We start from the raw sequence: 20805 nt of genomic DNA on the forward strand, positions 1-20805 counted from the left end.
CTGTCTATTAATTTAGATAGCTCTTTTTTTGTTTATAAATCACGTAACTAAAACACTAATTCTTACTGATTTTAACCTCTTTTCACTTAAATTTGTGGCTATGTCAAGATTAAAAATATTAAACATATATGAGAAAAGAACAAAATACTAAACGATGGAATGAGATCAAAACAAATGACTCTTGGGCGATTTTTAAAATCATGGGAGAATTTGTAAATGGCTATGAAAAACTAAGTAAAATTGGGCCATGCGTTTCTATTTTTGGATCTGCAAGAACAAAGCCAGATCATAAATACTATAAGTTAGCAGAAGAAATGGCTTCTAAAATTGTAGACCATGGATATGGCGTTATCACAGGTGGTGGCCCAGGAATTATGGAAGCAGGAAATAAAGGAGCGCATATTGCTGGAGGAACTTCGGTAGGATTAAATATAGAATTACCTTTTGAACAACATGATAACCCGTACATTGACAACGATAAAAGTTTAGATTTTGATTATTTCTTTGTTCGTAAGGTCATGTTTGTAAAATACTCTCAAGGCTTTGTTGTAATGCCTGGAGGTTTTGGAACTTTAGATGAACTTTTTGAAGCAATGACGTTGATTCAAACCAACAAAATTGAAAAATTTCCAATCATTCTCGTTGGAATCGATTTTTGGGGTGGATTAATGGACTGGGTTAAATCTACACTTTTAGAAGCCGGTAATATTAGCCCTAAAGATCTAGATTTAATTCATTTGGTTGATTCTACCGATGAAGTGATTACAATACTAGATAACTTCTATAAAGATTATGGCTTAAGTCCTAATTTCTAAACTTGTAAATAGTAAAATCATCTTGACTTTTGTTGTGTTGATAGAAGTCAAGATGAATTCTCAAATAGATTTCACGATTAACGCTATGATTAAGAAATTACTTTTATTTGTATTTACAGGTTTCCTATCAATCTCGTCTGTATGTGGACAAACAGATTTTAAACTCATGTTTTATAATGTACTTAACTTCCCTTTAGAAGATGCTGTGCCTAATAGAATTAATGATTTAGAATTTATATTAGAGGATTACAGACCCGATCTTTTCATGGTATGTGAGCTCAATAATAGTTCTGGAGCAATGGCAATTTTGAGTTCTCTTCAAGCTATAAATCCAAATTACGAAAGCGCAACATTTACGCTCAACACCTCAGATGATAATATAGGTAATCAAAATGATTTACAGCAATTAATGTATTATGATAGTTCTAAATTCATTTTAGAAAGTCAAGATGTCATCACAACGATTTTTAGAGATTTTAACCATTATCAATTAAAAATAAACTCTATTGAACAATCTACAACACCAATTGTTCTTGATGTTTTTGTTTGTCACTTAAAAGCCTCTAGTGGCACAACAAATCAACAATCTAGATTGGCAATGGTTGAAGATTTATACAGTTATCTAGACACCTTACCTGCAGACAGTAATATTATACTCGCAGGAGATTTTAATGTGTACACAAACTCTGAGCCTGCATTTCAAAAACTTATTGATCCAACTAATAACATTGTATTAGTAGATCCTGCAAATCGTATTGGCAGTTGGCATAATAACCCTAATTATGTTGATGTTATGACACAATCTACACGCACTCAAACAGGACTTGGCGGAACAACAGGAGGTTTTGATGACCGTTTTGATTTTATTATGACCTCAGAAAATATGACCTCTAACCCTAACCTGTCGTTTATTTCAGGGAGCTACGATGTTTACGGAAATAATGAAAATATAGATTGCTATAATCAATCTATCAATTCGTTAGATTGCTCTGGAACAGAGTTTTCATTTGCCACTCGTGATGCATTACACAATTTTAGTGATCATCTTCCCGTTACATTACAACTACAAACCAATCAATCATTAAGTATCCCAGAATTAAGTACTCAAGAAATGATTGCTATTCTAGGATCTAACCTTATTGAGCATACCTTAAATTTAAAAATAGATTTAAGCTTACAAAACCAACTAGAACTATATATAATTAATAGTCTAGGGCAAGTTGTAAAAACTGTTGACGTTAATAATTCGTTAATATCAATAGATGCTTCACAATTTAGCAGTGGCATCTATTATATTACAAGTTCAAAATTTCAGTTTAAACCATTAAAATTTGTAGTTACCCATTGAGACAAAATTCTTTTCTATGTATCGCCATCTTTTTTTGGAGTTGTGTTGTTTTTAGCCAAAACAGCATTGACCTTACTGCTTCTATTGATATTACAACTAAAACCATACAAGTTAAAGAACGTATTGTGTATCAAAATGAAAGTAATGATACTTTGTCAATTATATATCTTAATGATTGGAACAATTCCTATTCCACAAAAAAAACACCATTAGCAAAACGATTTACAGAAGAGTTTAACGACAAGTTTCATTTTGCAAAAAGTGAACAGCGAGGTTACACAATTATTACTAATATTAATGATCAAAATGGCAACTCACTCGATTATGAGAATTTAAAAGCCTCTCCAGATGTCATTTCTGTTCAGCTTCAAACACCGTTACTACCAAATCAATCTTATGACATATCTTTAACCTATGATTTGGTATTGCCAGATGATAGTTTTACTGGTTATGGCATTAGCCCAAATAAAGATTTAAATTTAAAATATTGGTACATTACTCCTGTTGTTTATAATGGCGACTGGAACTATTACAGCAATAAAAATCTAGATGATTTATTTATTCCAAAAGCAGATCTAAAATTTCAAATAGAATTCCCGTTAAACTATCAATTAATTTCAGAGCTTAACACATTAGATATTAGGCAAACACGCGATAAACAAACGTATTTTTTATTCGGAAAAGAGCGTGTTAACACACATTTGATACTCAAGAAATTTTCAGATTTTAAATTTGTTCAAACCGACGATTTTACCATTTTCTCAAATCTGTCTAGTGACGGCATTACTTCCGAAGAAAAAGCAATCATCACAGATAAAATTACACGCTTTATAACAGAAACATTAGGAGAATATCCTCATGAGCGCCTGCTTATCACTAAAGATGATTATAAAAAAGATCCCTTGTATGGTTTAAATCAATTGCCAGATTTTATTCGTCCGTTTCCTGATAATTTTCAATATGAATTAAAATTATTAAAAACAGCACTTAATAAGTATTTAGAAAACACATTACTTATAAATCCTAGAAAAGACTATTGGCTAAGAGATGGCATACAAATATATTTCTTAATGAAATATGTTGAAACCTATTACCCAAACACAAGACTCTTAGGGACTTTAGCAAATTTTTGGGGTATTCGATCTTTTCACGCTTCCGATCTTAAATACAACGATCAATTCAATCTCTTTTTTATGCAAATGGTGCGAAATAATCGCGATCAAGCCTTAACCACTTCAAAAGATTCATTACTAAAATATAATGCTAATATCGCAGGAAAATATAAAGCAGGAATTGGTTTACGATATTTAGATAATTATGTAAATTCTAATGTGGTAGAAACCACAATTTATGAGTATTTAAAAAACAACCAATTAAAAGTTACAAACTCTACAAGTTTTGAGAGCCTCATCAAATCTAAAACCAAGAAAGATATAAACTGGTTTTTTACAGATTATATAGACTCTAGTAAAAAGATAGATTTTAAACTCAAAGATTTAGAAAAAACCGAAGACTCTATTAAGTTTACTATTAGAAACAAACGTGACAACGCCATGCCAATATCGTTGTTTACATTTAAAAACGATACCATTGCGTCAATATCTTGGATTAACAATATAAAAGAAGATAGTACGATAGTATTACCTAGAAATAGCACAGAAAAACTTGCCCTTAATTATGATAATACCATCCCAGAATTTAATTTAAGAGACAATTATAAATCATTAAAAGGCTTCCCATTTAACAATAAACCGTTTCAATTTAGACTGTTTAAAGACATAGAAGACCCTAACTATAATCAACTATTTTTAATGCCTTTAGTAGAGTTTAACAATATTTATGACGGCTTAACTATTGGTGCAAAATTTTATAATAAAACGGTATTGAGAAAACGTTTAAATTATAAATTTTCACCTCAATATGCTACAAAATCAAAAACCTTAACTGGAGGTGGCTCATTATACTATACACATCATATCGAAAATTTTGACCTCTATAGAATAACCTATGGCATCAATGCAAAATACAACTCATTTGCCGAAGATTCCTTTGTAAAAGTTTATACGCCTAGCGTTTCCTTCTATTTTAGAGACAACAATGACTTTAGATCTGACAAATCAAAATATTTAAACCTTCGTTTTCTAGACATATCAAGAGAAGTAGGAGAAAATGCTGTAATTGAAGATTTATTAGATCCAGATTATAGCGTATTAAATTTACGTTATGTGAGTTCAAATCCGGGATTAGTTAATTTTAATAAGTGGTATTATGATGTACAATTTGCCAATAAATTCGGAAAAGTTGCTGTAAATTATGAGTATAGAAAATTATCAGAAAGCAATAGGCAGTTTAACTTACGCTTATTTGCAGGAACTTTCTTGTATAATAAAACCGATTTAAATTCAGACTATTTTAGTTTCGCTCTTGATAGACCAACAGATTATTTATTTGATTATAATTATTTAGGTCGCTCTGAAGCTTCAGGAGTTTTTAGTCAGCAAATTATAATTGCCGAAGGTGGCTTTAAATCCAAATTAGAAACACCATTTGCCAATCAATGGATGACAACCGCAAACGTAAGTACAACGATTTGGAAATACATTGAAGCTTATGGAGATTTAGGTGTTGTAAAAAACAAAGGACATAAGCCTGCTTTTGTATACGACTCTGGTATAAAATTAGATTTAGTAACCGATTATTTTGAGCTCTACTTTCCTATTTATTCTAATCTAGGCTGGGAAGTTGGTCAACCTCATTACGACCAAAAAATCAGAATTAAATTTACATTAGACCCTCAAGCATTATTAGGATTATTTAGACGAAAATGGTATTAAACGCTTTATTTAAACCCATAATAGTTTATAATAATTATATGTTTCTCAAAAAACTTTAACACTTTTCTATTTCCGAAGAGCCACTTCATATTAAAGAGTATCTGCATAAGTATAATCAAGAATTTGTAATTTGCAGTATAACAACGGCCAATCTCATTAAAAAATCCTTAACAGAACTGTTAATATTTGCAAATAATTACTAAATATTCTTAAAATACCGTTTTTTTTTATCATATTCTTAATATTATAACAATCTTCATGGTTGTAACATAAGCAAATTTTTGCTAAATTTGCAGCTAATAATTCACACTTATGCCGACACAAACTAAAGGGACTTCAGAGATAACTTTTCAAGATTTCAAAGATGAAATTTTGAGCGATTACAAAACCGCTTTAATTAGTAGAGAATGTAGTCTGTTGGGTCGTCGAGAGGTTCTTACTGGTAAGGCTAAGTTTGGAATTTTTGGTGATGGTAAAGAAGTGCCTCAACTGGCTTGGGCTAAAGTGTTCAAAAATGGAGATTTTAGATCGGGTTACTATCGTGATCAAACGTTAATGATGTCTATTGGCAAATTAACTATCCAACAATTTTTTGCTGGGTTGTATGCGCATACGTCTATTGAAGCAGATCCAATGAGTGCAGGACGACAAATGGGTGGCCATTTTGGCACTCATAGTTTAGAGGATGATGGTGATTGGAAAAACCTTACTAAGCAAAAAAATTCTAGTGCAGATATCTCTCCTACTGCTGGGCAAATGCCAAGATTATTAGGTTTAGCACAAGCATCCAAAATTTACCGAAATGTTGAAGGTATTGATACTACAAAATTTTCGGTTGAAGGTAATGAAATTGCTTGGGGAACCATTGGTAACGCAAGTACAAGTGAAGGTTTATTTTTTGAAACTATTAATGCTGCAGGTGTTTTACAAGTACCAATGGTAATAAGTGTTTGGGATGATGAATATGGAATATCTGTTCATGCAAAGCACCAAACTACAAAGGAAAACATTTCAGAAATACTAAAAGGTTTTCAAAGAGATGAGCATAATAATGGTTATGAAATTTTAAAAGTTAAAGGTTGGGATTATACGGCTTTAATTGAAACTTATCAAAAGGCAGAACGTATTGCTCGTGAAGAACACGTACCGGTTTTAATTCATGTTATAGAATTAACACAACCACAAGGCCACTCTACTTCTGGCAGTCATGAACGTTACAAAAGTAAAGAGCGTTTAGATTGGGAAAAAGAACATGATTGTATTGCCCAAATGAAATTATGGATGATAGCTAACAACATCGCTACAGAAGATGAATTAGACGTTGTGCATAAAAATGTAAAAAAAGATGTAAGACAAGGTAAAAAAGCAGCTTGGAATGCATTTTTAAAACCAATTTTAGATGAAAGAACTAAGGCTGTTACTTTGATTAAAGCGGCTTCTCAAAAAAGTTCTAATCGTGCCTTTATTACGAAAACTATCAATGATTTAGTTGAAATACAAGAACCTGGAAGAAAAGATGTCATGTCTGCTTGCAGAAAAGCATTACGATACCTTGTTGGTGAAGAGTCTCCTGAAAAAACAACACTACAGCATTGGATTAACAGCTATTTTGAAGAAATTCAACCAACATACAGTTCTCATTTACACAGCGCATCTAAATGGTCGGCTATAAATGCTAAAGAAGTAAAACCAACGTATGATGACGATGCTGAGTCTGTTGATGCGAGATTAGTAATTAGAGATAATTTTGATGCTATTTTTAATAATTATCCTGAAACCTTAATTTTTGGAGAAGATTCTGGAAATATTGGTGATGTTAATCAAGGACTAGAAGGACTTCAAGAAAAATATGGCGAACTTCGTGTTGCAGATGTTGGCATTAGAGAAGCTACAATTTTAGGACAAGGTATTGGGATGGCAATGCGTGGCCTACGTCCTATTGCAGAAATTCAATATTTAGATTATATCCTTTATGCGTTACAAATCATGAGTGATGATTTAGCAACGTTACAATATAGAACTAAAGGAAAGCAAAAAGCACCTTTAATAATTAGAACAAGAGGTCACAGATTAGAAGGTATTTGGCATTCTGGATCTCAGTTAGGTGGTATTATAAATTTAGTGAGAGGTATTCATGTTCTAGTACCAAGAAATATGACCAAAGCTGCAGGATTTTATAACACGCTTTTAGAGTGTGATGAGCCTGCACTAATTATAGAGTGCTTAAACGGGTATCGTTTAAAAGAAAAAATGCCTAATAATATTGGTGAATTTAAAACACCTATTGGAGTTGTAGAAACCATAAAAGAAGGAACCGATATTACATTAGTATCATATGGTTCTACATTAAGAATTGTAGCACAAACCGCTAAAGAATTACTTGAGGTTGGCATTGATGCAGAAGTTATTGACGTACAATCTCTATTACCTTTTGATCTTAATCATGATATTGTAAAGAGTGTTGCAAAAACAAATCGATTAATGATTATTGATGAAGACGTTCCTGGTGGAGCATCTGCTTATATTTTAAATGAAATCGTAAATACTCAAAATGGTTTTGTGCATTTAGATAGTGCACCAAAAACATTAACAGCAAAACCGCATCGTCCAGCATACGGAACCGATGGTGATTATTTTTCAAAACCTTCTGCTGAAGACATTTTTGAAGCCGTTTACGATGTCATGCACGAAACGAATCCTAGTGATTTTCCTAAGCTGAGATAATTCATAGTTTTTACATTTTCAGTAAAACTATTTTACAATATTTAAAAATCTGTCACACACTGACAGATTTTTTTATCTTTATAGGAAACTAACCAACCTATGCTTTCAAAACAAGATAAAGAACAACTAAGAGGTACTATTTTTAGACATTTAGATGGTATTGCCACTTCTACTTCTGCTTATGCTTTACATAAAAAAGGTGTATTAGATTATCTTTTAGAGCATAACACTGCTAATTTAAAAACATTAACTAATACATTTAACGCTAACGAAGGCTATCTTAATGTAGCTTTACGCGTATTATGTTCTCAAGGTTGGCTCACCCAACATTTAGAAAATAAAACAGATCATATCATTTATACCATAAACTCAAATAGTAAACGTGCTTTTGAACTGGTTCCTTTATATGAACAAGCTGTTCATCTTCTTAACTATTCTGTTTCATTCCCAAACGAAAACATTGGTCCTGATGCCTTTAGTGCATTAGAGAAAATTTTTAATGTGTATGAACAAAATTTCGGCTTAGATATTTCCGAAGCCAACGTGGTAGAATACCAATTATTAAAACATATTGAAGGCACAATAGTAGCACCAATTATCGTGCTTTTAGGCGTCAATGGCTTGTTTCATAAATATTTTATGGAAGCCTCTTTTACTGCCGAAGAATATCATAAAAACCCAGAGAGTTTTAAAAAAATATTAGATTTCTTTGCACATTTGGGATGGTTTAAAAAGAAAAAAAACACGTACCAATTTACAGATGAAGGCTTGTTTTTCGCCAAACGTGCCAGTGCATATGGAGTGACCGTTTCATATTTACCAACCTTTGTGCATTTAGATGATTTAATCTTCGGAAATGCAAACATCCTTAAAACTGCGTCGCCAGATGAAACAGAGAAACATGTACATCGAGAAATGAATGTTTGGGGAAGTGGTGGTGCACATTCTACTTATTTTAAAGTTATTGATCAAGTCATTATCAAACTTTTTAATAAACCAATTGACGAACAGCCTAAGGGAATTCTAGATATGGGTTGTGGTAATGGTGCATTTATTCAACATATATTTGATGTTATAGAACATCAAACACTTCGAGGTAAAATGCTTGATGAATATCCCTTACTATTGGTTGGTGCAGATTTTAATCAGGCTGCCTTAAAAGTAACCAGAGCTAATTTAATTAAAGCAGATATTTGGGCAAAAGTCATTTGGGGAGACATTGGTAGACCAGATATTCTAGCTAAAGATCTAAAAGAAGATTATAACATTGAGCTTGGCGACTTACTTAATGTACGTACATTTTTAGATCACAATCGTATTTGGGAAACTCCAAAAACGGAAACCAAAAGAACCAGTAAATCCTCTGGAGCATATGCAAGTTCAGGAAAGCGCTTATCAAATAATTTGGTTGAAGACTCACTATTAGAACACCTCACAAAATGGAAACCATACGTAGAACGCTTTGGCTTATTAATGATAGAATTACATACTGTAAATCCAAAACTTGTGGCTCAAAATATTGGTAAAACTGCAGCCACTGCTTATGATGCTACTCATGGCTACAGCGATCAATATATTCTAGAAGTTGATGTGTTTAATGCTGTTGCTAGCCACGCAGGTTTGCATCCAGATGCACACTATTTTTCTAAATTCCCTAATAACGACCTAGCAACCGTAAGCGTTAACTTATTAAAAGGTAACTAAATAACTCAATTATATATATATGAAAAAAAACTTTACAGATTTAGCATTACTCATCCTTAGATTAGGTTTTGGCGGTTTTATGTTAACGCATGGTATTCCAAAAATTAGTAAATTATCAAATGCTGCCGAATTTCCTGATCCATTAGGCATTGGCGGATTACCTTCATTAATTTTATGCCTCATTGGTGAAGTACTTGCTCCTATACTAATTATTGTAGGTTTTAAAACCAAATGGGCTGCAATTCCTGCTGCCGTAACTATGCTTGTCGCTGCTTTTGTAATACATGCTAAAGATGATTTAGCAACCAAAGAACACGCTTTGTTATTTTGCTTAGCCTTTGTTGTTATCTTTTTAGCAGGACCAGGAAAACTATCAATTGACAGAATAAAATAATTAGTCTTTTCTTCGGAAATGTAACTCACCAAAAATTGTGACTTAAATATTGTATTTTAGCACGCTGTTTGCTCACATGTAAACGGCATCTATATCTATCTAAATTATATGAAATGAAAAAAAAATCCCTATTAATTTTCGCTTGCTTAGCGATTTGTGTGTCAAGTTTTGCACAACGAACAATGTCTGAAAAAATCGGTTTTTTCAACCTAAGAACTCCAAACAACCCTTTAGATCAATCTATTAAGACCTACAACGTAATTGTAGAAACACCTTATACGCTAACGGTTGAAGAACTTAACACACAATCTCTTGCAGATTTTGAAGTTGAAAAAGCAAATTATGCTCAAGTCGTTATAGATAGCGAAGCAGAATTTGAAGAGCGTTTAGCTGGTCATGAAGAAGAAGTAAAAAAAGCTGAAGCACGTTATGATAAAGAAATGGCCAATTTTAAAGAGTTGTCACTTCTAGAACGTTTAGCCTTAACTGAACAAGGTAAAAAACCAGCACTTAAAGTCCCTTCAAAACCAACTTACGTTGCGCCTAGAGAACCTGTATATATTCAACCAAATTTAGATGATCATCTTATTTTTGACAATCAAGTATTGGCAGATAATGTAGCGTTATTAGGTTTTGAGAAAGGAAGTGATCTTTTAATTGTAATCAATATTACAAAAATGGCTTTTCAGGATAATGGCGGACAAACATTTTACGCACAACCTACAAACCTTAAAGTGATGCAAGGTGCTACTATCATTGATGAGAAAACCTTTGATGATGAGTTTCAATTTTTAACGTCTTCTAATAGTAACACGATTAATTTAGATCGTTATGAGAAAAACAACGTTAAAAAAATCATGACAAATATTGGCACTTATATCAATGAAGAATTTGGTTTTATTCCTGTTGCATCTTCTGTGACTATAGAATTTCCGAAGAACAAAAAAAGAGAATATGACATTTTAGAGAATGCCAAAATTAAAGCGATTTCTGCATTTAGAAAAATGAAGAAAGATGCCTCTTCTGAAACTAGAGAACGTGCTACTGCAGAACTTATGGCTGTTAGAGACATCTGGACTTCTGAATTAGCTAAAGTAGATTACAATGACAAAAAAGCATTAATGAACAAAGATATTGCTATCATGTTATTTTATAATTTAATGCAAGTAGACATTAACTTAAAAGACAAGGCACAAGCAGAAGTAACTTTGGCTGCATTTCAAGAGCAACGCATTAACTTAGATTTAAACTACGACGAGAAAAACGCATTTACAAAACTTGAAGAGCAAATTTATAAACTATAATTATGAAAAAAATTGTAATTACCTTAATTGCCAGTTTAACCATTGGTTTTAGTTTTGCTCAAGTATTTAACACTGAGCATAGTGCACATTTTACAAAAGAAAGTAAAAAGGATATTTATAAAATACACTTTCCAACTGCCTACGGTTTTACAACGTTACATCATTTAGACAATGTCATGATGGATAACATCAAAGCAATGGTGTTTACAAAGTACGACCAAGAAATGAAGGCTGGAGAAACAATGACCTTTAATTTACCAAAATTAGGTTTGCGTGCTTCAGATTTGCAAGAGACCATAGAAATTGACGATAAATTGATTGTCTTATCTACTGTAATGGATAAAAAATCGGCTAAGCATAATCTTAACGCTCAAGTGTTTAACAATACTAATTTTAGTGTGAATGACAATAAGGTAATTGCTTCATTTCCTATTGAGAAATATTCAAAATCTGGGTTTTATAATATTGCTATTTCTCCAGATCAAACTAAATTTGCCATTGTTGCTAATATGCCATTCGTAAAGAAAACGCAAGAAAAAGTAAAGGTTTGGGTCTATGATATGCAACTCAATTTACTTTGGGAACAAAGCGAAACATTATCATATGAAAGCGATAGAGCTTATAACGAACAGATTTTTTTACAAAACTCTGGCATTGTTTTAATGAACAAAACTATTGATGCCTACAAAAAGAGTAGACACAATAAATTATTAGCTTTTAATGGTAAAGGTGTTGAAACCTTTGATTTTTCTCAAGACGGTTTTTTACCAATGAATATGCAACTCATTAATGTTAATGGTTTACCTATGCTTACAGGATTCTACTGGAATGGCAAAAAAACAATCATCAAAATCAATAGCAAAGAAGGTAATGAAAACAATGGTGCCTTTTTATATGATTTAGGTACAAAAACGTTAATAGGCATTCATGAATGGAGCGACAAATTAGATGCTTCAGATTTAAAAAGCCTTGAAGTTGTAGATGTCACCATTAAAGGTGATGATATCTACATGATTGGAGAAAAATACCTGTACGATAGTGAATTTAGAAAAAATGGAAATACAACAACCACAGATCTAGATTATCTTTATACCTATGGTTCTAGCGTAATCGTAAATTTTGATACCAAAGGAACTTTAAAAGGATTTATCCCTTTATTTAATTCTAAACAATACAAAAACGAAGCTAAAGAACGAGGATCATTAACAACTTTGGTGTTAGAAAACGGCTTGCGAGTGTTCTCAAACAATGACAACCACATTACAATGAATTCGTTTTTTGTTGATGCAAGAGAAACATTTAATTACCCAAGGGTTATCCCTTTTGATCATGGTACAGCAACAATACCAAACGTCATTCCTCATACGGTTAGAGACGTAAAAAATTACGCTATGGTATATTATATCACACAATACAGAGATCGTTATTGGTTTAATAAAATGACTTGGTAAGATTAAAATAGACTAGAGCTTGGATATTTAAAATTTCCGAAGACCTATAAAAAAGCTAGTTAGATAGTACGCTAACTAGCTTTTTTGGTTTTAAGTCATTTTTCTTCGGAAATGTAACTCAATTGATTAATTTTAGAATTATAATATAGTCTCATAACACCAATCATGAAAGCAGTATCTGTAGTCACCATAAGAAAAGAACTCAAGCATAAATCTAATGAAGAATTAGCAGAGCTTTGCCTACGCCTTTCTCGTTTTAAAAAGGAAAACAAAGAGCTTCTCACCTATTTACTGTTTGAAGCAGATAGCGAACAAGGCTATATCGAAACTGTAAAAGCTGAAATTGATGAGCAATTTGAAATTATAAATACTAATAGCTATTTCTACATTAAAAAAAGTGTTCGTAAAATTTTAAGAAACACTAAAAAGTACATTAGATACTCGCTCAACAAAGAGACTGAAGTTGAACTCCTCCTCTACTTTTGTAAAAAATTAAAAGAAATGAAACCGTCTATGCGTCGCAACACAACGTTGACAAATCTTTATGATCGTAACATAGAAGCCATAACAAAAAAGGTTTTAAAGCTTCATGAAGATTTGCAATATGATTACCAAAACATATTACAAGATTATTAGATGTTTAACTTTAAATATTTAATAGTTATATTATTACTTCTTAGTGGTTTTCAAGACACTACTCCTAATATATGTTATCATAGTATTTATACAGGACCTAATGACCAAAGGCCAATTGTAGTTGATCTATGGTTTAGCAACATAGGAAAAAAGCTCATAAAAGAAACCAAAGATTCAAAAAATAGAGTGATTCAACTCGAATTTTTACGGGATGGAACTTACTCTAGTTTTGGTAATTTTCCAATAGCAAAAGTCACTTATACATACGTTGAAAACACTATAATAGAAACCTCTTATGATAAACACGGAAACACCATTTACGTAGATAAATTTGGTGCACATTATCAATCTATTTATCATTTAGATGACAACGGATTGATTGTAAAAGCCGAAAGAATCTATGATTTTGATACTAAGGATCCTGTTTGGAAACAACTACACATGAAACCACCAACTAAAGCTGACCTTAAAACAGAAGCTCGTGATTATTTCACGGAATATTATGCAAATAAACCACTGGAAGTAGAATTCTATAAATATTCATATTATAAACTTAATGGTGTCTACCCTGTCTCTAAAGATTACCAATTAGAAAGTGATTATAAAACAAAATACTTAGATTATTTAATAGAAGAAGGTATTGCCATTGGTGTACATAAACTTTTAAAAACCACTCATAACTAATATATTTTACGTAGTCACACATTCTATTTCAAATGGAGTAAAAAAAAAGCACAGCAACAAAAATGTGTTACTGTGCTTTTCAACATAAAAGATATGTTTAAAACTCAATCATGTTATTTGATACAAGATTATGCAGTTTGCATATCATGCTTACCTTCATAAACCTCTTCTACTAATTTAGAGCAGAATGCTGGTAAATCATTAGGATTTCTACTTGTTACTAATCCTTCATCTACAACAACTTCTTCATCTACCCAATTTGCTCCTGCATTAATAATATCTTTTTTGATAGAATTAAATGATGTCACTTTTCTATCTTTTAAAACATCTGCCTCTACTAATAACCATGGTGCATGGCATATGGCTGCAACAGGTTTATGATTTTCAAAAAACGATTTTGTAAAGTTTACAGCTTTTTCATTACGTCTTAATTTGTCAGGATTAATAACGCCTCCTGGTAAGACTAATGCATTATAATCTGATTGTGATACTTGATCTAAGGTTTTGTCAACATCATATTCGTTACTCCAATTCCCATCAGCCCAAGCTTTTATTTTACCAGAATCTTCAGATACAATATGCACATCGGCTCCAGCTTCTTTTAAAGCATTCATTGGTTCTCTTAATTCACTTTCTTCAAATCCATTTGTTGCTAAAATTGCAACTTTCTTTCTTTCTAAGTTTTCCATTTTTACTATTTTGGTTTTTATTGTTAATAATTTCGATTACTTCAATATAACACACAAATAGCCTTAAACCCAATATTTTAAAGGGTTTAACGATGATTTAATAGTTTGTGTTAATGGATGTTAAGGCTTAACTAAAAATCTTAACCAGTAATTCTTTAAGCAAATCTCCTTGAGGTACAGCATTAGATTGTACACCTTTACTACGTACATCAAATTCACGTAATGTAGAAATCACCTGACTCACTTTTCGCATCGGAAAATTGCGTGCTGCAGTCACATATTCATTCACAAAATATGGGTTAATTTTTAATGCAGATGCTACATTTCTCGGGTTTTTGTCATTTAAACCATGATAATGCAACAGTTGTGAAAAGAAACTAAACAATAGTGAAACCGTCATCACCATTGGGTTGTCCTTAGGATTATCGGCAAAATACTTTACAATTTTGAATGCTTTTAGAGTATCTCCTGCTCCAATCGCTTTTCGTAACTCAAAATTATTGTAATCTTTACTAATTCCAATATGTTGTTCAACATGTTCTGCGGAAATTTGAGTACCTTCAGGTAGTACTATTTTAAGTTTTTCTAGTTCGTTGTTAATTTTACTTAAGTCGGTCCCTAAAAACTCAACAAGCATTTGGGATGCTTTTGGTGAAATGGTATAGTTTTGTCCGGCTAAAACACGACGAATCCATTCTCCAACCTGATTTTCGTACATTTTTTTGCTTTCAAAAGCAACACCAGTTTTTTTTATGGCTTTGTATAAAGCTTTCCTTTTATCAACCTTTTTGTACTTATAGTTAATCACCAACACTGTAGAAGGTTGAGGATTGGCTGCATAAGCTGCTAATTTTTCTATAGAACGAGATAAATCTTGCGCTTCTTTTACAATAACAACTTGGCGTTCTGCCATCATAGGAAAACGTTTCGCATTACCAACAATGTCATCAATAGTAACATCACGACCATATAAAACCATTTGGTTGAATCCCTTTTCTTCTTCGACAAGGACATTATTTTCAATATAATCTGAAATCGCATCAATATAATAAGGCTCCTCACCCATTAAAAAATAAATGGGTTTAATATTTCCTTTTTTGATATCTGCTACAATAAGCTTTACGTCGTCCAACTTCTAAAAATTGTGATTTTTTAATCTCTAATCTTAAAAATAAGACTTGAGATTTGGTATTTGTTTTTTGTAAGTTAACTTTGAAAAAATCCTAGTTTGCATCTATGCAAGAATTAAATTTTCCTAAGTTTAAATTCCGTTTCAAAAGTAACGAAAATAAAGTTTCTATTTTTGATGCTATTCGTAAAAAATTCATCGTTTTACAACCCGAAGAATGGGTACGTCAACATTGTGTACACTATTTAATAGACTATAAAAAATATCCAAAATCTTTAATAAATGTTGAAAAAGAACTCAAAGTTAACGGGTTATCAAAACGCTATGATATAGTAGTTTTCAATACTGATGGTAGTATACATTTAATTGTAGAATGTAAATCGCATAAAATTAAGATTGACCAAACTACATTTGACCAAATTGCACGTTATAATTTAGCTTTAAACGCTACCTATTTAATGGTCACTAACGGAATTAATCATTATTATTGTATGATGGATTTTGAGAAAGAACGTTATATGTTTCTAGAAGATGTACCAGAGTATTCTTGAAGTTTTCTTCGGAAATGTGATTTTATAACACTATTTATTTAAATCGTAATTAGTAATAATGCATTAGGTCAAAACATGTGGTTTAAAAAACAAAAAAACATAGATTTATTTAATCACCCTCTTATCTCAAAATTAGATGCAAACGTAGCTGGACTTTTAAATATCAATGTTATTTCCACTAATCTAGAAAAACTAAAACAATTTCATAAAGAAGAAATAAAACAAAGTGGTATAGCCCCAAACGACATCGTTTTGTTATATGAAAAGCATAATGAAGACCTGATAAAATTTATTTGTTATACGTATCATCAAGAACTAAAATTTGAAGAAAACAATACGCGCCCAAACCAACAAGATTCCAAAACATTAGGATTAAGTAAAGCATTTAGTATAACATATGCTATATATTACTTTTTCTTAAAAAATGATAAAAAACAGCTATCAAAGTATTTATCAAAAAGAAGAATCCCACAATACGAGAAATTTAATCAACGACTTCAACAATATGATACGCTCTCAAAAGGTGTTATGTTTGCAGATTCATATATTCAATATGCAGGTGGTTATAATAAAGAACATGTAAATTCTAGTGATATTACAAAAGCACTTGATGATATCAAAAAAATGGACGAAGAACATGGTGCTTTTTGGATTGCGATGTTAATTGAAGATGAAGAATTTATCATAGAAGTAGACAAAGGTTTAAACCTATCTTTTATATTTGGAGACGAAGAGTTTCAATATAAATCACAAGATCGAAATGAGACTAAATCAATTTTAGAATTACATATTAATAAAGAATTTGATAACATAAAATCAATCGTAAAAAAATAAATAATCACAATACCTTATTAAAACCCTAAAATCCTGAAAACAGCAATCGTTATACTCAACTGGAACGGAAAAGAATTACTAGAAAAATTCTTACCATCTGTCACGCAATATTCTGAAGGCGCAGAGATTTATGTCGCAGATAATGCATCTACTGATGATTCTATCGATTTTGTAGTGAGCACATTTCCGCAGGTAAAGATCATAAAAAATGAAATAAATGGTGGTTATGCTAAAGGATATAATGAAGCACTAAAACAAGTAAATGCAGACGTTTTTTGTTTATTAAATAGTGATGTAGAAGTCACACCAAACTGGCTCACTCCTATTATTAATGAATTTGAAACGAACGCTAATACTAACATTATTCAACCAAAAATTTTAGACTATAAAAACAAAGCGTATTTTGAATATGCTGGAGCAGCTGGTGGTTTTATAGACACATACGGTTACGCCTATTGTAGAGGTCGTATTTTTGATACTATTGAAAAAGATGAAGGCCAATACAATGACACAACATCGATATTTTGGGCTTCAGGTGCTTGTTTGTTTATTAAAAAATCAGTTTTTAATACACTCAACGGTTTTGATGAAAGCTATTTTGCGCATTTTGAAGAAATAGATTTATGTTGGCGAGCATATAATGCTGGTTTTAACACAACATATGTTGGTGCTTCAACCGTATATCATGTTGGAGGCGCAACTTTAAATGCTATCAACCCCAAAAAAACATATCTTAATTTTAGAAACAGTTTATTTACACTTACCAAAAATTGTGAACGCCCTCTTTTTGGCATTATATTTATTAGATTGACACTTGATGGCCTTGCAGGTTTGAAATTTTTATTCAGTTTAAAAACTGCTCATTTTATTGCTATTTTAAAGGCCCATTTTAGCTTTTATGCTAACTTAACAAGGCTTTTAAAACAACGTAAAACCCTTCCGAAGAAAAAAAAGAACTACAAAATCACCTCAATCGTCTGGTCCTACTTCATTAAAAAACGTCGTACATACTAATTGTTAGTAAATGTGTTAAAATTTTAGTTAAATACATTAATAGGAACTGTACTTTTCTCTAATTTTGGTGTGTTCTAAGAAATGAACATGTAAAAATTTATAACTAATTTTTAAAAACTATTATGAAAAAATTAATGCTATTAAGTGTTGCTGGAATGTTGATTTTGACTTCATGTGTGTCTAAGAAAGAATTTATGGCACTAGAAACAAAACATAAAGAAACACAAGACTTATTAAACTCTGCAACTGTAAAATTAAATAGCTGTTTGTCTGATAAAGCGGCTGCTATGGCACGTGTAGAAACAATGAAAGATCAATTATCTGACTTACGAAAGACCAACCAAGATTTAATTGATACTAAAGGTAATTTAACGACATTAACACAAAAAGGTGCTGAGAACTTAGAAAAATCTTTAGAAAGCTTAAAAGAAAGAGATTTAAAAATTACAAGATTACAAGATGCTTTAACAAAAAAGGATAGTGTAACTCTTGCCATTGTATCTAGTTTAAAAAAGGCTGTTGGTATAAGTGACCCAGATATTGAGGTAAATGTTGAAAAAGGTGTGGTATTTATTTCTATTGCAGATAAGTTATTATTCCAATCTGGAAGCTATAATGTAACGTCTAGAGCTAAAGATGTACTTGCAAAAGTGGCTAAAGTCATTAATAGTAAGCCTAACTTTGAAGCTATGGTAGAATCTCATACAGACAATGTTCCTTACAAAAAAGGCGTTTTAATTGATAACTGGGATTTAAGTGTAAAACGTGCAACATCTGTTGTGAGAGTTTTAGAAGAACTTGAAGTTAACCCTCAACAATTAATTGCTGCTGGTCGTAGCTCTTACGTGCCATTAGTAGAAAATGACACTGCAGATAATAAAGCAAAAAACAGACGTACTCGTATTGTTGTGCTTCCTAAAATTGACCAATTCTATGAAATGGTTGAAGAGGAAATGAAAAATTTATCTGAAGGAAACTAATTCTGAAAATATAAATATAAAAAAAGCTCAATCGAAAGATTGGGCTTTTTTTTGTGTCAAATGGTGACTATATAAATTCTCAATAAAATTGGTTTAAAATATCTCCAAACTCCCTTTTCCTTCTCTAATAACTATAGGTTCATCTTCAGACAAATCAATAATGGTAGACCCTTCGTTTCCTCCATAACCACCATCAATCACGATATCTACTAAATTATCCCATTTTTCGAGAATAAGTTCAGGGTCAGTAGTATATTCAACAACAACATCTTCATCACGTATAGATGTAGATACTAAAGGATTACCCAATTGTTTTACAATCTCTAAAGTTATGGGATTATCTGGCACACGAATACCAACCGTTTTTCGTTTTTTAAAAGGGTGAGGTAAACTTTTAGAACCTGGTAAAATAAAAGTATAAGGACCAGGAAGTGCACGCTTTAAAATTTTAAACGTTGTCGTATCAATCTGTTTCACATAATCACTAAGATTACTCAAATCTTCACAAATAAATGAAAAATTAGACTTTTCTAACTTTACACCTTTTATTCTTGCAATTTTCTCTAATGCCTTGATTTTAGTTATATCACAACCCAAACCATACACCGTATCTGTTGGATAAATCACCAAACCGCCACGCTTTAAAACATCAACCACTTTCTTAATCTCCTTAGGGTTAGGATTTTCTTCATAAATTCTTATCAGTTGTGCCATAATAATGTACCTTAAAATTACGTTACAAAGTAATTAATTATTTTATTATGTCATAAGTCTCATTCTATTTTTATTAACGAGCTAAGCTTTAATTACAAACCCATGAAAACTCTAAAACTCACACTACTGTTACTTTTTGTTTCCTTCGGAATTTCTTCATGTTCAGATGATGACACTATAGCTAACGACCCTCAACATGGAGAACCTTTAGAATTTCGTCAAGAATTAAATGTGTCCTACGGAAATGATACAGATCAAGTTTTTGATATCTATTTACCTGCAAACCGAACATTAAACACCAAAGTTATGATTTTGGTTCATGGCGGAGGATGGACATCTGGTGATAAAACAGATATGGATGTATTTAAAGATATCATGCTTGAAGATTTACCAAATATTGCCATTGTAAATATAAATTATAGATTAGCAGATCCAGATAATCAACCTTATCCTATGCAAATAGATGATATTACAACTGTTGTAAATATGCTCAAAGCCAATCAAAACGATTATGTAATTTCAAATGATATTGCTTTTTTAGGCACAAGTGCTGGTGCTCATTTATCTATGCTATGGAGCTATGCTTTTGATACAGCCAATGATGTGCAAATGGTTGCAAGTGTTGTAGGACCTACAAATTTCACAGATCCAGCTTATTTAGAAAATGAAGACCCTTTGTTACAAGAAGTAATTGATACCTTTGGTGTCGATACAACCCTACCGTATTTAGAAGAAATTAGTCCGTATCACCAAGCAACATCAACATCACCTCCTACAATTTTGTTTTATGGTGGTCAAGATCCTTTAATCCCAACAAGTCAAGGTGTTGATATGGATTTAAAATTATCAGAACTTGGTGTGACACATCAATTTACACTATACCCAAATGCTGGTCATGGTTGGGTTGGTTTAGAATTGCTAGATACTTGGACAAAAGTTAAAGCTTTTACGCAAACTCATCTAGAATAAACGATTGTAACATTTGCTAAATTATGTCGTC

At 31.7% G+C, this 20805-nt stretch carries 18 protein-coding genes; 15 read left to right on the plus strand and 3 right to left on the minus strand.

The window, feature by feature from the left end; all coding sequences use genetic code 11:
* Positions 1 to 128: 128 nt before the first annotated feature.
* The 10 genes from TD29_RS11700 (at position 129) to TD29_RS11745 (ending at position 13894) form a co-directional block, all read left to right on the plus strand.
* Complete coding sequence (locus TD29_RS11700) at positions 129 to 815, plus strand: LOG family protein (RefSeq protein ID WP_040280885.1); 687 nt, start codon at positions 129 to 131, stop codon at positions 813 to 815.
* 52 nt (positions 816 to 867) lie between these two features.
* Complete coding sequence (locus TD29_RS11705; RefSeq protein ID WP_040280886.1) at positions 868 to 2163, plus strand: endonuclease/exonuclease/phosphatase family protein; 1296 nt, start codon at positions 868 to 870, stop codon at positions 2161 to 2163.
* Positions 2160 to 4997 (plus strand): gluzincin family metallopeptidase, encoded by a 2838-nt coding sequence (locus TD29_RS11710; protein ID WP_052467092.1) that lies wholly within the window; start codon positions 2160 to 2162, stop codon positions 4995 to 4997. Before TD29_RS11705 ends, TD29_RS11710 begins: the two co-directional genes overlap by 4 nt.
* 312 nt (positions 4998 to 5309) lie before the next feature.
* A complete protein-coding gene (locus TD29_RS11715; RefSeq protein ID WP_040280887.1) occupies positions 5310 to 7721 on the plus strand; it encodes an alpha-ketoacid dehydrogenase subunit alpha/beta in 2412 nt (803 codons plus the stop codon).
* 99 nt (positions 7722 to 7820) lie between these two features.
* A complete protein-coding gene (locus TD29_RS11720) occupies positions 7821 to 9425 on the plus strand; it encodes a class I SAM-dependent methyltransferase (protein ID WP_040280888.1) in 1605 nt (534 codons plus the stop codon).
* Between the two features lie 19 nt (positions 9426 to 9444).
* Entirely contained in the window at positions 9445 to 9819 is a 375-nt protein-coding gene (locus TD29_RS11725; protein ID WP_040280889.1) for a DoxX family protein, read from the plus strand.
* Between the two features lie 113 nt (positions 9820 to 9932).
* Entirely contained in the window at positions 9933 to 11123 is a 1191-nt protein-coding gene (locus tag TD29_RS11730; RefSeq protein WP_152611505.1) for a hypothetical protein, read from the plus strand.
* 2 nt (positions 11124 to 11125) lie between these two features.
* Positions 11126 to 12574 carry a hypothetical protein gene (locus TD29_RS11735; RefSeq protein ID WP_040280892.1) on the plus strand — a complete coding sequence of 483 codons (1449 nt, stop codon included), beginning with the start codon at positions 11126 to 11128 and terminating at the stop codon, positions 12572 to 12574.
* Positions 12575 to 12739: 165 nt separating this feature from the next.
* Entirely contained in the window at positions 12740 to 13210 is a 471-nt protein-coding gene (locus TD29_RS11740) for a hypothetical protein (RefSeq protein WP_040280894.1), read from the plus strand.
* Positions 13211 to 13894 (plus strand): hypothetical protein, encoded by a 684-nt coding sequence (locus TD29_RS11745; protein WP_040280895.1) that lies wholly within the window; start codon positions 13211 to 13213, stop codon positions 13892 to 13894.
* A 128-nt stretch (positions 13895 to 14022) separates the two neighbouring features.
* On the opposite strand, the gene TD29_RS11750 is transcribed toward TD29_RS11745, so the two are convergent.
* Both TD29_RS11750 and holA read right to left on the minus strand, forming a co-directional pair.
* Positions 14023 to 14583: a type 1 glutamine amidotransferase domain-containing protein gene (locus tag TD29_RS11750; RefSeq protein WP_040280896.1), complete on the minus strand. Its 561-nt coding sequence runs from the start codon at positions 14581 to 14583 to the stop codon at positions 14023 to 14025.
* 127 nt (positions 14584 to 14710) lie between these two features.
* Positions 14711 to 15715 carry a DNA polymerase III subunit delta gene (gene holA / locus TD29_RS11755; protein WP_040280897.1) on the minus strand — a complete coding sequence of 335 codons (1005 nt, stop codon included), beginning with the start codon at positions 15713 to 15715 and terminating at the stop codon, positions 14711 to 14713.
* A 104-nt stretch (positions 15716 to 15819) separates the two neighbouring features.
* Between holA and TD29_RS11760 the strand changes: the two genes are divergently transcribed.
* The 4 genes from TD29_RS11760 (at position 15820) to TD29_RS11775 (ending at position 19091) form a co-directional block, all read left to right on the plus strand.
* Positions 15820 to 16263 (plus strand): type I restriction enzyme HsdR N-terminal domain-containing protein, encoded by a 444-nt coding sequence (locus TD29_RS11760; RefSeq protein ID WP_040280898.1) that lies wholly within the window; start codon positions 15820 to 15822, stop codon positions 16261 to 16263.
* Between the two features lie 75 nt (positions 16264 to 16338).
* Positions 16339 to 17097, plus strand: coding sequence for a hypothetical protein (locus tag TD29_RS11765; RefSeq protein ID WP_040280899.1), 759 nt, complete (start codon positions 16339 to 16341; stop codon positions 17095 to 17097).
* Positions 17098 to 17130: 33 nt separating this feature from the next.
* Positions 17131 to 18111, plus strand: coding sequence for a glycosyltransferase family 2 protein (locus tag TD29_RS11770; RefSeq protein WP_040280900.1), 981 nt, complete (start codon positions 17131 to 17133; stop codon positions 18109 to 18111).
* A 122-nt stretch (positions 18112 to 18233) separates the two neighbouring features.
* Positions 18234 to 19091, plus strand: coding sequence for an OmpA/MotB family protein (locus tag TD29_RS11775; protein ID WP_040280901.1), 858 nt, complete (start codon positions 18234 to 18236; stop codon positions 19089 to 19091).
* 93 nt (positions 19092 to 19184) lie between these two features.
* Here the strand turns inward: TD29_RS11775 and TD29_RS11780 are convergent, their stop codons facing one another.
* On the minus strand, positions 19185 to 19805 hold the full coding sequence (locus tag TD29_RS11780; RefSeq protein WP_040280902.1) for an L-threonylcarbamoyladenylate synthase: 621 nt from the start codon (positions 19803 to 19805) through the stop codon (positions 19185 to 19187).
* A 72-nt stretch (positions 19806 to 19877) separates the two neighbouring features.
* Here TD29_RS11780 and TD29_RS11785 point away from each other — a divergent pair, with 72 nt between their 5' ends.
* Positions 19878 to 20774: an alpha/beta hydrolase gene (locus tag TD29_RS11785; RefSeq protein WP_316931859.1), complete on the plus strand. Its 897-nt coding sequence runs from the start codon at positions 19878 to 19880 to the stop codon at positions 20772 to 20774.
* Positions 20775 to 20805 lie beyond the last annotated feature (31 nt).

Origin of the sequence: Psychroserpens damuponensis, from assembly GCF_000826655.1 — a bacterium.
In the GTDB taxonomy this organism is placed as follows: Bacteria; Bacteroidota; Bacteroidia; order Flavobacteriales; family Flavobacteriaceae; genus Psychroserpens; species Psychroserpens damuponensis.